Origin of the sequence: Pectobacterium colocasium, assembly GCF_020181655.1 — a bacterium.
In the GTDB taxonomy this organism is placed as follows: Bacteria; Pseudomonadota; Gammaproteobacteria; order Enterobacterales; family Enterobacteriaceae; genus Pectobacterium; species Pectobacterium colocasium.
On the sequence record NZ_CP084032.1, the window covers coordinates 2,279,459 to 2,292,844 of the forward strand.

Sequence of the window (13,386 nt, forward strand, 5' to 3'; positions counted from 1 at the left end):
ACATGGCAAATGCGCAAAACAACATAGCAAGCAATCAAAAAGATAGAGCAAGCGATCAACAGGAACTGGTTTTAAAACGAGGGTTAAAAAACCGGCATATTCAACTGATAGCGTTGGGTGGCGCGATTGGTACTGGCTTGTTTTTAGGGATATCGCAGACTATCCAAATGGCTGGGCCGTCCGTTTTATTGGGCTACGCGATTGCCGGAATGATTGCGTTTCTGATTATGCGACAACTGGGCGAGATGGTGGTGGAAGAGCCAGTAGCAGGTTCGTTCAGCCATTTTGCCTATAAATACTGGGGCGACTTTGCGGGCTTTCTGGCCGGTTGGAACTACTGGGCGATGTTTATTCTGGTAGGGATGGCTGAACTGACGGCAGTGGGGATTTATATCCAATACTGGTGGCCCGAGACGCCAACCTGGCTGTCCGCCGCGATATTCTTCGTGCTCATTAACCTGATCAATCTGGTGAATGTGCGGATGTTTGGGGAGACGGAATTCTGGTTCGCCATTATCAAAGTGCTGGCCATCGTCGGGATGATTGTCTTCGGCAGTTGGCTGCTGCTGAGTGGTAATGGCGGCGAAACGGCAACGATACGTAATCTATGGATTCATGGCGGATTCATGCCGAATGGTGCAAGTGGATTGATCATGGCCATGGCGGTGATCATGTTCTCATTCGGCGGTCTGGAATTAGTCGGTATCACCGCGGCAGAAGCTGCCGATCCGAAACGTTCTATTCCTCAGGCGACGAATCAAGTGGTCTATCGCATCCTGATTTTCTATATCGGCGCGCTGTCTATTTTGTTATCGCTTTATCCGTGGGGAAATGTCGTTGATGGCGGTAGCCCGTTTGTTCTTATCTTCCATGCGCTGAATAGCAATTTGGTGGCAAACGTACTGAACATTGTGGTACTCACGGCGGCGTTATCGGTTTACAACAGCGGCGTGTACTGTAATAGCCGGATGTTGTACGGTTTGGCAAAGCAGGGGAATGCGCCGAAATCTCTCGCGAAGGTTAACGGACGCGGTGTACCTGTCCGCTCTATTGCGTTGTCAGCCTTAGCGACATCGTTCGGTGTAGCAATCAACTACCTGATGCCAGGCAAAGCGTTTGAGCTGTTGATGGCGCTGGTGGTGTCGACGCTGGTGATTAACTGGATCATGATCTGCTTTGCACATCTGCGTTTCCGTCAGGCGATGATGGCGAAGGGCATTGTTCCTGCCTTCAAAGCCTTCTGGTATCCGTGGGGCAACTACCTGTGTCTGGCGTTTTTGGCGGGGATTTTGGTGATTATGCTGCTGTCGCCGGGTATTCGCATTTCGGTCATTTTAATTCCATTCTGGATTGCCGTTATTTGGCTGGGTTTCAGACTTTCCCGTAAAAATAACGCGGCGCTGAAGTTGACGCAAACACAGTAAACATGCCCGTGGCCTGTTCATCATACGGTAACGATGTTCAGGCTACCCATCCAGCTTTAATACACCACTTATAAGGTGTATTATTGTCCCCGACGTTATCCATGTCACGCTAGTGCACGCCTTTAGTCGTGTGCACCATGTGTATATATTTCACAGAGTACAGAGAAATAGCACGGTTAACACTTTTGATTTTCAATTGATAGACGATTTTTTGCATGTGAGCTTTCGTGTGGCTCACCACTGTAAATAAGGGAATTATAATGCCAGTTATCACCCTTCCTGATGGAAGTCAGCGTCATTACGACCACGCCGTTTCTCCCCTGGATGTTGCACTTGATATTGGTCCCGGTCTGGCAAAAGCCTGTATCGCCGGACGCGTCAATGGCGAGCTGGTTGATGCCAGCGATAAAATCGATACCGATGCGCAGTTAGCTATCATCACTGCCAAAGATGAAGCGGGTCTGGAAATTATTCGCCACTCCTGTGCGCACTTATTGGGTCATGCGATCAAGCAACTGTGGCCAGATACCAAAATGGCGATTGGTCCGGTTATCGATAACGGTTTTTACTACGACGTAGATATCGACCGTACCCTGACTCAGGAAGATATTGAGCTGCTCGAAAAGCGTATGCACGAGCTTTCTGACACTGACTATGACGTCATTAAGAAAAAAGTCAGTTGGCAGGAAGCGCGCGATGCGTTCGCTGCGCGCGGTGAGACCTACAAAATGGCGATTCTGGATGAGAACATCAGCCGCGATGATCGTCCGGGTCTGTATCACCATGAAGAATACATCGATATGTGCCGCGGCCCGCACGTACCGAATATGCGTTTCTGCCACCATTTCAAATTGCAGAAAACGTCGGGCGCTTACTGGCGTGGCGACAGCAAAAACAAAATGCTGCAACGTATTTACGGCACAGCGTGGGCGGACAAAAAGCAGTTGGCTTCTTATCTGCAACGTCTGGAAGAAGCGGCGAAGCGTGACCATCGCAAAATCGGCAAACAGCTGGACCTGTATCACATGCAGGAAGAAGCGCCGGGTATGGTGTTCTGGCACAATGACGGTTGGACGATCTTCCGCGAGCTGGAAGCCTTTGTGCGCATGAAGCTGAAGTCGTACCAGTATCAGGAAGTCAAAGGTCCATTCATGATGGATCGCGTGATGTGGGAAAAAACCGGTCACTGGGAAAACTACAAAGAAGCGATGTTCACGACCTCATCAGAAAACCGTGAATACTGCATCAAGCCGATGAACTGCCCGGGTCACGTACAGATTTTCAATCAGGGATTGAAATCATACCGCGATCTGCCGCTGCGTATGGCCGAGTTCGGTAGCTGTCACCGTAATGAACCATCTGGCTCTCTGCATGGTTTAATGCGCGTGCGTGGCTTTACTCAGGACGATGCGCACATCTTCTGTACGGAAGAGCAGGTTCGTGATGAAGTGAACAGCTGCATCAAGATGGTGTATGACATGTACAGCACCTTCGGTTTTGAAAAAATCGTGGTGAAACTGTCTACGCGTCCTGAAAAACGTATCGGTAGCGATGAGATGTGGGATCGCGCTGAAGCCGACTTGGCCGCAGCGTTGACTGAAAATAACATCGAATTTGACTATCAGCCGGGTGAAGGGGCGTTCTACGGTCCAAAAATTGAATTTACCCTGCATGACTGTTTGGATCGTGCGTGGCAGTGTGGTACGGTGCAACTCGACTTTTCATTACCGGGTCGCCTGAATGCGTCTTACGTTGGTGAAAGCAACGAACGTCAGGTGCCGGTTATGATTCACCGGGCTATTTTGGGATCAATGGAGCGCTTCATCGGTATTTTGACCGAAGAATTCGCCGGTTTCTTCCCAACTTGGTTAGCTCCGGTTCAAGTGGTGATTATGAATATCACCGATACCCAGTCTGACTATGTCAACGAATTGACCCGAAAATTGCAAGAAGCGGGCATTCGCGTAAAAGCAGACTTGAGAAATGAGAAGATAGGCTTTAAAATCCGCGAGCACACTTTACGGCGTGTTCCCTATATGCTGGTTTGTGGCGACAAAGAAGTTGAGGCAGGAAAAGTTGCTGTCCGTACTCGTCGCGGTAAAGACCTGGGGAGTCTGGATGTCAGTGAAGTCATCAGTAAGCTGCAGCAAGAGATTCGCAGCCGTAGTCTTCATCAATTGGAGGAATAAGGTATTAAAGGCGGAAAACGAGTTCAACCGGCGCGTCCTAATCGCATCAACAGAGAAATTCGCGCACATGAGGTACGCCTGACAGGCGTCGAAGGCGAACAGCTTGGCATTGTCAGTCTGAATGAAGCATTAGAAAAAGCCGAGGAAGCAGGTGTTGATTTAGTTGAAATCAGTCCGAACGCCGAGCCGCCGGTTTGCCGAATCATGGATTACGGCAAGTTCCTCTATGAGAAGAGTAAGGCCACAAAGGAACAGAAGAAGAAGCAAAAAGTTATTCAGGTCAAGGAAATCAAATTCCGACCTGGTACCGATGATGGCGACTATCAGGTCAAACTACGCAACCTGGTTCGCTTTCTGGAAGATGGTGACAAAGCCAAAATCACACTGCGTTTCCGCGGTCGTGAAATGGCGCACCAACAGATTGGTATCGAAGTGCTTAACCGCGTTCGTGACGATCTGAGTGAACTGGCTGTCGTCGAATCCTTCCCAACGAAGATCGAAGGCCGTCAGATGATCATGGTGCTAGCACCGAAGAAGAAACAGTAAGGCACTCAAGTAACAGAACCGCGCTGCTTTTATTTTGCGTTAAGCAAAAAACTGTGCGGTTTTGTTCGCCTTATCTGATTCGTTTTATTAACAATGCGAAGTGGAAATAAAAATGCCAAAGATTAAAACAGTACGCGGCGCCGCTAAACGCTTCAAAAAAACTGCCGGTGGTGGTTTCAAGCGTAAGCATGCCAACCTGCGTCATATTCTGACCAAAAAGTCGACTAAACGTAAACGTCATCTGCGTCCGAAAGGCATGGTCTCCAAAGGAGATCTGGGCCTGGTTGTCGCATGTCTGCCGTACGCATAAGTAACCTTTTTTTAATTCAGAATAAGACTTTAGGAGAGAGCATATGGCTCGCGTAAAACGTGGTGTAGTTGCCCGTGCACGTCACAAGAAAATACTGAAACAAGCGAAAGGTTACTACGGTGCCCGTTCGCGCGTTTATCGTGTTGCCTTCCAGGCAGTAATCAAAGCTGGTCAGTACGCTTACCGCGACCGTCGTCAACGTAAACGTCAATTCCGTCAGCTGTGGATTGCACGTATCAATGCAGCAGCCCGTCAAAATGGCTTGTCTTACAGCAAATTCATCAACGGCCTGAAAAAAGCCTCTGTTGAAATTGACCGTAAGATTCTGGCTGATATCGCTGTATTCGACAAATTAGCGTTCAGCGCTCTGGTCGAAAAAGCGAAAGCAGCACTGGCGTAAGTCAGTTGAGAGAGGGAGCTTTGGCTCCCTCTTTTCGTCCAACGTCACAGATTTTTTATTTTTCTCAACACTTTTTTATTCACAAGGCTTCTTGTGATTCTCAAAACGTTGACTTTTAAAACAAGGTAACGCAAGCATGAATGCTGCTATTTTCCGTTTCTTTTTTTACTTTAGCACCTGAACTCAGGGGGCTTTGCGCGTAAGAAAAGAAACGAAAAGTAGCGCTTAAGCCTCCCTTAGGGAGGCTTTTTTGTTTACGACAATCGGTTTTTGCTATTGTTTTTAGTAATATTTATCGCTTTAGTAAAACGATATTCTTCAATCATGACCGTTGGCCACTTAGGCAGAAAAAGAGGAACACAATGCCACATCTCGCAGAGCTGGTTGCTAAAGCCAGAACAGCTATAGAAGAGGCCCAGGATGTTACCGCACTGGAAAATGTGCGTGTCGAATATCTGGGTAAAAAAGGTCACTTAACCCTTCAGATGACCTCGCTGCGCGAGTTGCCGGCTGAAGAACGCCCTGCTGCCGGTGCTGTCATTAACCAGGCGAAGCAAGACGTTCAGGACGCGCTGAACGCCCGTAAGCAAACGCTGGAATCCGCCGAGTTGAATGCGCGTCTGGCGCAAGAAACCATCGATGTCTCGCTGCCGGGCCGCACGATTGAAAATGGTGGCTTGCATCCAGTGACGCGCACTATCGATCGCATCGAAACCTTTTTCGGCGAGCTGGGTTTCTCCGTTGTAACCGGACCAGAAATCGAAGACGACTATCACAACTTTGATGCGCTGAATATCCCAGGGCATCACCCTGCGCGAGCTGACCACGACACGTTCTGGTTCGATGCGACACGCCTGCTGCGTACGCAGACGTCTGGCGTGCAGATTCGTACGATGGAAAAGCAGCAGCCGCCTATTCGTATCATTGCGCCAGGCCGTGTTTATCGTAACGATTACGATCAGACCCACACGCCAATGTTCCATCAGATGGAAGGGTTGATCGTCGATAAAGACATCAGCTTCACCAACCTGAAAGGTACGCTGCATGATTTCCTGCGTAATTTCTTTGAGGAAGATTTGCAGGTTCGCTTCCGTCCGTCTTATTTCCCGTTTACCGAGCCGTCCGCTGAAGTGGATGTGATGGGTAAAAACGGCAAATGGCTGGAAGTCCTGGGTTGCGGAATGGTGCACCCGAACGTCCTGCGTAATGTCGGTATCGATCCGGAAGTGTATTCCGGCTTCGCGTTCGGTATGGGTATGGAGCGCCTGACGATGCTGCGCTATGGCGTGACCGATCTGCGTGCATTCTTCGAAAACGATCTGCGTTTCCTCAAACAGTTTAAGTAAGGCGGGTATACATCATGAAATTCAGTGAACTCTGGTTACGCGAGTGGGTAAACCCGGCGGTTGATAGTGAAACGCTATCCGAGCAAATCACGATGGCAGGGCTGGAAGTGGATGGTGTTGAGCCAGTTGCTGGCGCATTCCACGGTGTGGTTGTGGGTGAAGTGGTTGAATGTGGACAGCACCCGAACGCAGACAAACTGCGTGTGACGAAAGTTAATGTAGGCGGCGATCGCCTGCTGGACATCGTGTGCGGTGCGCCGAACTGTCGTCAGGGCCTGAAAGTGGCGGTAGCGACGGTGGGAGCCGTGTTGCCGGGCGATTTCAAAATCAAAGCCGCCAAGCTGCGTGGCGAGCCGTCTGAAGGCATGTTGTGCTCGTTTTCCGAATTGGGTATTTCCGACGATCACGATGGCATCATCGAACTGCCAGCAGACGCGCCGATTGGCACGGATATTCGTGACTATCTGAAGCTGGATGACAACGCGATTGAAATCAGCGTGACCCCAAACCGTGCTGATTGCCTCGGTATCATCGGCGTGGCGCGTGATGTGGCGGTGCTGAACCAACTGGCGTTGAATGAACCAGCGATTGAACCCGTTACTGCCACTATTCAGGATACGTTCCCGATTCAGGTTGATGCGCCGCAGGCATGCCCGCGTTACTTAGGCCGTGTGGTGAAAGGCATCAACGTTAAGGCGGCAACGCCGCTGTGGATGCGTGAAAAGCTGCGCCGCTGTGGTATTCGCTCTATCGATCCGGTTGTTGACGTGACGAACTACGTTCTGCTGGAACTAGGACAGCCGATGCACGCGTTCGATCTCGACCGCCTGAATGGTGGCATCATCGTGCGGATGGCGAAAGAGGGCGAAGCGCTGACGCTGCTGGATGGCAACGAAGCAAAGCTGAATGCGGATACGCTGGTGATCGCGGATCAGCAGAATGCGTTGGCGATGGGCGGTATCTTTGGCGGCGAGCATTCTGGCGTCAATGAAGCGACGCAAAACGTCCTGCTGGAATGTGCTTATTTTAATCCGCTGTCGATTACCGGACGCGCACGTCGTCACGGTTTGCACACCGATGCTTCTCATCGCTACGAGCGTGGCGTCGATCCGGCGTTGCAGCACAAAGCCATTGAGCGCGCGACTCGTTTACTGATCGATATCTGTGGTGGTGAAGCGGGCCCGGTCGTTGATGTGACCAGCGAAGCAGACCTGCCGACGCGTGCAACGATTACGTTGCGTCGTGAGAAGCTGGATCGTCTGATTGGACATGTGATTGCCGATGAGCAGGTTAGCGATATCCTGCAACGTCTGGGCTGTAACGTCGTGAAAACCGACGCAGGTTGGCAAGCGACGGCACCGAGCTGGCGTTTCGACATGGAAATTGAAGAGGATTTGGTTGAAGAAGTCGCGCGTATTTACGGCTACAACAACATTCCGAATATTCCGACTCAGGCACCGTTGGTCATGACTGCGCATCGCGAAGCGTCATTGTCATTGAAGCGTGTGAAGACCTTATTAGTCGATCACGGTTATCAGGAAGCAATTACTTACAGTTTTGTTGACCCGAAAATTCAGGGATTAATCCACCCTGATGAAGCGTCGTTGAGTTTGCCGAGCCCCATTTCCGCAGAGATGTCGGTGATGCGTTTGTCGCTGTGGAGTGGCTTGCTGAGCGCGGCGGTGTATAACCAAAACCGTCAGCAAAGTCGTCTGCGTCTGTTTGAAAGCGGCCTGCGTTTTGTACCGGACAGCAGTGCTGACCTGGGTATTCGTCAGGATCTGATGCTGGCGGGGGTCATTACCGGCACTCGCTATGAAGAGCATTGGGATCTGGCGCGTCAGGCTGTTGACTTCTATGATTTAAAAGGCGATTTGGAAGCGGTACTGGCATTGACGGGCAAACTGTCTGAAATCGAATTCAAAGCCGAAAATAATCCGGCATTGCATCCGGGACAAAGTGCTGCTATTTATCTGGGCGACGAACGTATTGGATTTATTGGCGTTATTCATCCAGAACTGGAGCGCAAGTTGGATCTTAACGGGCGCACCGTGGTGTTCGAACTGTTGTGGGACAAGGTTGCAGACCGCGTATTGCCTGAGGCGAGCGAGGTTTCCCGCTTCCCAGCGAACCGTCGTGATATTGCCGTTGTGGTCGCTGAAAATGTCCCCGCAGGAGATATTTTGGCCGAGTGTAAGAAAGTTGGCGCAAATCAGTTAGTTGGCGTAAACTTATTCGACGTGTACCGAGGGAAGGGCGTAGCGGAAGGTTATAAGAGTCTGGCTATCAGTCTGACCCTGCAAGATACCACGCGTACACTGGCAGAAGAGGAAATTGCCGCTACCGTTGCAGAATGCGTAGCAGCATTAAAACAGCGATTCCAAGCATCCTTGAGGGATTGAACCTATGGCGCTTACTAAAGCTGAAATGTCAGAATACCTGTTTGAGAAGCTCGGGCTGAGCAAACGGGATGCCAAAGAGCTAGTCGAGCTGTTTTTTGAAGAAGTTCGTCGCGCTTTGGAAAATGGCGAGCAGGTCAAGTTGTCAGGTTTTGGCAATTTTGATTTGCGAGACAAGAACCAACGTCCGGGACGTAACCCAAAAACTGGCGAAGATATTCCGATTACGGCGCGCCGTGTGGTCACGTTCCGTCCGGGGCAAAAGCTAAAAAGCAGGGTAGAGAACGCCTCTCCCAAAGAGTAATCGTGTCACCCAAAAAGGCCGCGCAAGCGGCCTTTTCCTATTGAATTCGTCTTCATTTTATCTCTTTCAACGTTGGGTCGGTATCCGCGGGGGCAGTTTGCTGTGCGGCTAAGCGGGTTGCCCGCTCGGTTGGCGTTTTTGACGCGGTTTCTTTTTTTGGATAATCCGGCACTGGTCGATGATCGTCAATCAAGTGGCGTATTGCCAGAATTGGGTGACGTAACAGCATCCGTGGCCCTGACCAGCGCATAATCGCTTTTATCGCCTCGCGTCTGGCGGGTTGATAGCAGTGGATAGGGCAATGCTTGCAGGCGGGTTTATCTTCACCGAAATGACAGCGTTCCAGACGCTTGATGGCGTAGTTGACTAAGTCTTTATACTGCACGTTATCACCAGTTTCAGGATGATGCTTTTCATACAACTCGATCATCAATCCGACGGTACGGATCTCCCGCTGTCGGTATTTTCCCAGGGGCTTTCTCGCCATGTGCGACATGTCCTGATGAAATCATAATAGATGTATTTTAAATACAATTTATTGCAAGGGGAACCACTGAAGTCACATCTATGCGCAAAAGGCAGAGAGAGAAAAACGGAAAGAAAAAGGCGAGGGTAAACCTCGCCGAAGGAAGAGAAAAATCAGGCCTGACCGAACTGTGCCTGATGTAACCGGGCATAGATGCCGCTTTGTTCTAATAGTACCTGATGACTACCTTGCTCAATGATGGTGCCGTTATCTACCACCACAATGCGCCCGGCATTCTGTATGGTTGCCAACCGGTGAGCAATGACCAGTGTGGTACGCCCTGCGGAAAGTTCGCTGAGCGACTGTTGTATTGCCTGCTCCGTTGCCGTATCCAGCGCGGATGTGGCTTCGTCAAGAATCAGAATCGGCGGGTTTTTCAGGAAGATGCGCGCAATAGACAAACGCTGTTTTTGCCCGCCCGACAGTTTAACGCCGCGCTCACCCACCACGGTATCCAGCCCATCGGGCAGATTCTCGATCAGTTCATCTAACCGTGCGCGTCGCGCTGCGTCCATGATGTCGTCATCGCTGGCATCCAGTTTGCCGTAGGCGATATTTTCACGAATGGTGCCGCCGAACAGGAAGACATCCTGCTGTACGATGCCAATTTGGCTACGTAGCGACGCCTGTGTCATCTGGCGGATATCCGTGCCGTCAATGGTGATGGCTCCGCGGGTTAAATCGTAGAAGCGGGGGAGCAGAGAACAAAGCGTGGTTTTGCCTGCGCCGGATGGACCGACAAATGCCACGGTTTCCCCGGCGCGAATCGATAGATCGATATTACGGAGAATTGGGCGCTCGGCGGAATAGCCAAAGCTCACCTGATTGAACCGGATATCACCTTTCAACGGCCCGGCATCGTGCGCGTCGGGAGCATCGGTAATCTCAGGAACGGTATCGAGCAATTGGGTAAAGCGTTTGAAGCCTGCAATGCCTTTAGGGTAACTTTCCAGCACCGAAGTAATCTTGGCTACCGGGCGGAAGAACACTTCAATTAGCAGCAGGAAGCCGATAAAACCGCCGTAGCTGAGTTCTCCCTGAATGACATACCAAATACCTGCCAGCATCACAATAAGTTGTATCAGACGCGTGCTGAGGTAGCTGAGCGTCATGCTGGCGGTCATGATGCGATAGGCTTGTAATTTGGTTCGACGGTAGTTTTCGTTATCGTGGGAGAACAGTTTCTTCTCATGTGCTTCATTAGCAAACGCTTTCACGACGCGAATGCCCCCAACACTCTCTTCAATGCGGGCGTTGAAGTTACCAACCTGACCGAAGAGCTGACGCCATGTCTCCGTCATGCGGGCGCCATAACGGCTGACGAGATACGTCATAAAAGGCACGATAATGATCGTCAACAGCGCCAGATTCAGGTGAACGGTTGCCATCAGGATGAAGGCACCGATAAACGTCATGATCGCGAGAAAGAGGTCTTCCGGGCCGTGGTGGGCGATTTCCCCGACTTCCTCCAGATCTTTGGTGACGTGGGTGATGATATGCCCGGTCTTCATATTGTCGTAGTAACGGAACGGCAAATTTTGCAGGTGCTCAAAGGCCTGCCGCCGCATATCGGTTTCAATACCCACACCCAGTGCATGTCCCCAATAGTTGACGATGGCCATCAGCGCGGTATTCAGCAAATAGACCGCCAATAGCGCCACCGACGCTAGCAGGATCAGCGACCAGTCCTGAGCCGGTAGCAGCTTGTCGATGAACGCTTTAATCGCCATCGGGAACCCTAATTCAAGCAGCCCAGCGATAATGGCACAGCCGAAATCGAGGACGAATAACCCTTTGTAAGGGGAATAGTAAGAAAAGAAACGCCTTAACATGTGTGACTTTTTTTAGGTAACGAAATGTGCATGTGACTATAACAGGTTAGCGCGAAGAATGTGACCGCGCGCAGATTAGGGTTTTATTGACCTGGAAGCGCGATCGCACATCAGGGTGATACAGCCTTCAACCAGTAGAAGAACGCGTCGCATACCAGCAGAGTAGTGAGCCAGCGGTGACCATGGCGACGCCTTGCCAGAATGAAATAGCGGGCGTGATGTTGAGCCAGATCGCGGCCAGCAAGGTGGAAAGCACGGGTGTAAAGTAGGAGGCGGTTGCCAGCAGCGTCAGATTGCCATGCTGAATGCCGGCATTCCAGGCAGAATAGGCCAGAGCCGTTGAGGCGCCCATAAAGAGCAGTTGCAGTGAACTGGGTAACGTGAATGAAATGGCGCTTTCAGCGCTCAAGGCATATTTTATCCATAGTACGAGGGACGTGATGAAAAAGAACAACGATACGCCGCTTTTTCCCTGTCCGTAACGTTTGGTGATATTGCAGTAGAGCGCCCAGGTCAAAGCCGCAGAAAACGCCAGACTGTAGGCGAGTGGGTTGGCAAGAATGTTGTTCCATAGGAGTGCTGGCGTCCAGTTGTTGTCGCCTTTCATAATCCACACAATGCCGCCCAGCGAGAGTGCGAGACCCGGCCAGAGCAGAAAACGGCTTTTCTGCTGATTGATAAAAAGTGAGAAGAAAATGGTCAAGCTGGGCCACAAATAGTTAATCATCCCTATTTCTATCGCCTGCATGCGGCTATCCGCTAACCCGATGGAGAGCGACAGAAAAATCTCATAGCAGACAAACATCGCACCGCCTGCGAACAAATAGACTCGGGGCAGCGTTGTAATGCGGGGAAGACCATAAAAAGCCAGTAGACAGAGTGTGCTGGTGGAATAAATCATCGCCGCGCCGCCGATGGGGCCAAGCGCTTCTGTCAAGCTGCGGATCAGCCCGACGGATGTGCTCCATAGCATGATGGCCAGCAAGCCCGTGAGTGTGGCGCGTTGTGGCGTCATCTTTATTCCTGTCATCCTTCACATTGCCTGTGCAGAAAAAACCAAGGGCAAACCGGACGCTGTTATCCGCGTCCGGTGGTGCTTACCGCGATGGTTTACCGCCAAAAATCATCAAAAACGGTAATCGGCGGACGGCGCTTGTGCTCGGTTTTGCGATACCAGCTTTCAATAGTGGCGGCATCCTTCGCATCGACCTGTTTGCCTTCCAGATAGTCGTCGATCTTTTCATAGGTGACGCCTAGCGCAACCTCGTCGGGGAGGGACGGTCGATTGTCTTCCAGATCGGCGGTAGGGGCTTTTGTATAAAGATGAGAAGGGCAACCCAGTTCACGGAGTAGCGCTTTGCCCTGACGCTTGTTCAGTCGGAAAATTGGGTTGATATCAGTACCACCATCACCGTATTTGGTGAAGAAGCCCGTGACCGCCTCTGCTGCATGATCGGTACCGACGACCAACCCGGCGTTCATCCCCGCGATACTGTACTGCGCTTTCATGCGCTCTCTGGCTTTTTCGTTGCCTTTGACAAAATCGGACAGCTCTACGCCAATGGCGCGCAAGGTGGCCTCACTGGCCTCAATGGCGGGCTTGATATTGACGGTTAACACGCGATCCGGTTGGATAAATGCGATGGCGTCCTGACAATCGGCTTCATCCGCTTGTACGCCGTAAGGCAGTCGAACGGCGATGAACTGATAGCGCGCGTTCCCCGTTTCATTGCGTAATTCCGTGATAGCCGTCTGACACAATTTGCCGGTCAGCGTGGAATCCTGACCGCCGCTGATGCCCAAAACTAACGACGTAACGAACGGGTGAGCATTCAGATAATTCTTTAAAAAATCAACGCTAACGCGGATTTCCTGTGCTGGAACGATGCTGCTTTTCACTCCCAACGCACGGATAATGTCGTTTTGTAATGACATGCCATCTCCCTCCTGAACTTATTGATACTGCAAAAGAATTATTACGATTACCTGAGTGTAAAACGAATTGGTGTGAAGAAAAAGAACAAGCTGTCAGGTAGTCATTTTCCTTATAGATAACCGGTTTTTGACTATCGACCAATATGTTACATACCTGCGTTATGATTTGAAAAAG

Annotated in this window: 13 protein-coding genes and 1 other annotated feature; of the genes, 9 read left to right on the forward strand and 4 right to left on the reverse strand. The window is 50.8% G+C overall.

Going from position 1 to position 13,386, the window contains the following annotated elements; all coding sequences use genetic code 11:
• The first annotated feature begins 2 nt into the window (after nucleotides 1–2).
• From LCF41_RS10255 to ihfA, 9 genes are all read left to right on the forward strand, one after another.
• On the forward strand, nucleotides 3–1,424 hold the full coding sequence (locus LCF41_RS10255) for an amino acid permease (protein ID WP_225087958.1): 1,422 nt from the start codon (nucleotides 3–5) through the stop codon (nucleotides 1,422–1,424).
• Between the two features lie 260 nt (nucleotides 1,425–1,684).
• On the forward strand, nucleotides 1,685–3,613 hold the full coding sequence (gene thrS / locus LCF41_RS10260; RefSeq protein ID WP_225087960.1) for a threonine--tRNA ligase: 1,929 nt from the start codon (nucleotides 1,685–1,687) through the stop codon (nucleotides 3,611–3,613).
• Between the two features lie 3 nt (nucleotides 3,614–3,616).
• Nucleotides 3,617–4,159: a translation initiation factor IF-3 gene (gene infC, locus LCF41_RS10265; protein WP_072034236.1), complete on the forward strand. Its 543-nt coding sequence runs from the start codon at nucleotides 3,617–3,619 to the stop codon at nucleotides 4,157–4,159.
• 112 nt (nucleotides 4,160–4,271) lie between these two features.
• The gene (gene rpmI / locus LCF41_RS10270) at nucleotides 4,272–4,469 is read left to right on the forward strand and encodes a 50S ribosomal protein L35 (RefSeq protein WP_004263702.1); all 198 of its coding nucleotides are present in this window, start codon (nucleotides 4,272–4,274) and stop codon (nucleotides 4,467–4,469) included.
• Between the two features lie 43 nt (nucleotides 4,470–4,512).
• Nucleotides 4,513–4,869, forward strand: a complete 357-nt coding sequence (gene rplT / locus LCF41_RS10275) for a 50S ribosomal protein L20 (RefSeq protein ID WP_005968887.1) — start codon at nucleotides 4,513–4,515, stop codon at nucleotides 4,867–4,869.
• 131 nt (nucleotides 4,870–5,000) lie between these two features.
• Nucleotides 5,001–5,124: a sequence feature (Phe leader region), on the forward strand.
• Nucleotides 5,006–5,050: a pheST operon leader peptide PheM gene (gene pheM, locus LCF41_RS10280; protein WP_001386830.1), complete on the forward strand. Its 45-nt coding sequence runs from the start codon at nucleotides 5,006–5,008 to the stop codon at nucleotides 5,048–5,050. Its footprint overlaps the feature before it by 45 nt.
• Nucleotides 5,125–5,231: 107 nt before the next feature.
• Entirely contained in the window at nucleotides 5,232–6,215 is a 984-nt protein-coding gene (pheS, locus tag LCF41_RS10285) for a phenylalanine--tRNA ligase subunit alpha (protein WP_225087961.1), read from the forward strand.
• 14 nt (nucleotides 6,216–6,229) lie between these two features.
• On the forward strand, nucleotides 6,230–8,617 hold the full coding sequence (pheT, locus tag LCF41_RS10290) for a phenylalanine--tRNA ligase subunit beta (RefSeq protein WP_225087962.1): 2,388 nt from the start codon (nucleotides 6,230–6,232) through the stop codon (nucleotides 8,615–8,617).
• Nucleotides 8,618–8,621: 4 nt separating this feature from the next.
• Complete coding sequence (gene ihfA / locus LCF41_RS10295; RefSeq protein WP_009112984.1) at nucleotides 8,622–8,918, forward strand: integration host factor subunit alpha; 297 nt, start codon at nucleotides 8,622–8,624, stop codon at nucleotides 8,916–8,918.
• A gap of 52 nt (nucleotides 8,919–8,970) precedes the next feature.
• On the opposite strand, the gene LCF41_RS10300 is transcribed toward ihfA, so the two are convergent.
• The 4 genes from LCF41_RS10300 to nadE all read right to left on the reverse strand — a co-directional run bounded on the left by LCF41_RS10300 (nucleotide 8,971) and on the right by nadE (nucleotide 13,211).
• Nucleotides 8,971–9,405 (reverse strand): nitrous oxide-stimulated promoter family protein, encoded by a 435-nt coding sequence (locus LCF41_RS10300; RefSeq protein WP_225087963.1) that lies wholly within the window; start codon nucleotides 9,403–9,405, stop codon nucleotides 8,971–8,973.
• A gap of 152 nt (nucleotides 9,406–9,557) precedes the next feature.
• Entirely contained in the window at nucleotides 9,558–11,276 is a 1,719-nt protein-coding gene (locus LCF41_RS10305; protein WP_225087964.1) for an ABC transporter ATP-binding protein, read from the reverse strand.
• Between the two features lie 127 nt (nucleotides 11,277–11,403).
• Nucleotides 11,404–12,291: an aromatic amino acid DMT transporter YddG gene (gene yddG, locus LCF41_RS10310; RefSeq protein ID WP_225087965.1), complete on the reverse strand. Its 888-nt coding sequence runs from the start codon at nucleotides 12,289–12,291 to the stop codon at nucleotides 11,404–11,406.
• 95 nt (nucleotides 12,292–12,386) lie between these two features.
• The gene (nadE, locus tag LCF41_RS10315) at nucleotides 12,387–13,211 is read right to left on the reverse strand and encodes an NAD(+) synthase (protein ID WP_225087966.1); all 825 of its coding nucleotides are present in this window, start codon (nucleotides 13,209–13,211) and stop codon (nucleotides 12,387–12,389) included.
• Nucleotides 13,212–13,386: the final 175 nt, after the last annotated feature.

What these genes read in the sequence shown, in the direction of transcription:
- LCF41_RS10300 (WP_225087963.1), bottom strand. Translation starts at nt 9,405, where the DNA reads ATGGCGAGAAAGCCCCTGGGAAAATACCGACAGCGGGAGATCCGTACC.
- yddG (WP_225087965.1), bottom strand. Translation starts at nt 12,291, where the DNA reads ATGACGCCACAACGCGCCACACTCACGGGCTTGCTGGCCATCATGCTA.
- pheT (WP_225087962.1), top strand. Translation starts at nt 6,230, where the DNA reads ATGAAATTCAGTGAACTCTGGTTACGCGAGTGGGTAAACCCGGCGGTT.
- pheS (WP_225087961.1), top strand. Translation starts at nt 5,232, where the DNA reads ATGCCACATCTCGCAGAGCTGGTTGCTAAAGCCAGAACAGCTATAGAA.
- rplT (WP_005968887.1), top strand. Translation starts at nt 4,513, where the DNA reads ATGGCTCGCGTAAAACGTGGTGTAGTTGCCCGTGCACGTCACAAGAAA.
- LCF41_RS10255 (WP_225087958.1), top strand. Translation starts at nt 3, where the DNA reads ATGGCAAATGCGCAAAACAACATAGCAAGCAATCAAAAAGATAGAGCA.
- ihfA (WP_009112984.1), top strand. Translation starts at nt 8,622, where the DNA reads ATGGCGCTTACTAAAGCTGAAATGTCAGAATACCTGTTTGAGAAGCTC.
- LCF41_RS10305 (WP_225087964.1), bottom strand. Translation starts at nt 11,276, where the DNA reads ATGTTAAGGCGTTTCTTTTCTTACTATTCCCCTTACAAAGGGTTATTC.
- nadE (WP_225087966.1), bottom strand. Translation starts at nt 13,211, where the DNA reads ATGTCATTACAAAACGACATTATCCGTGCGTTGGGAGTGAAAAGCAGC.
- rpmI (WP_004263702.1), top strand. Translation starts at nt 4,272, where the DNA reads ATGCCAAAGATTAAAACAGTACGCGGCGCCGCTAAACGCTTCAAAAAA.
- thrS (WP_225087960.1), top strand. Translation starts at nt 1,685, where the DNA reads ATGCCAGTTATCACCCTTCCTGATGGAAGTCAGCGTCATTACGACCAC.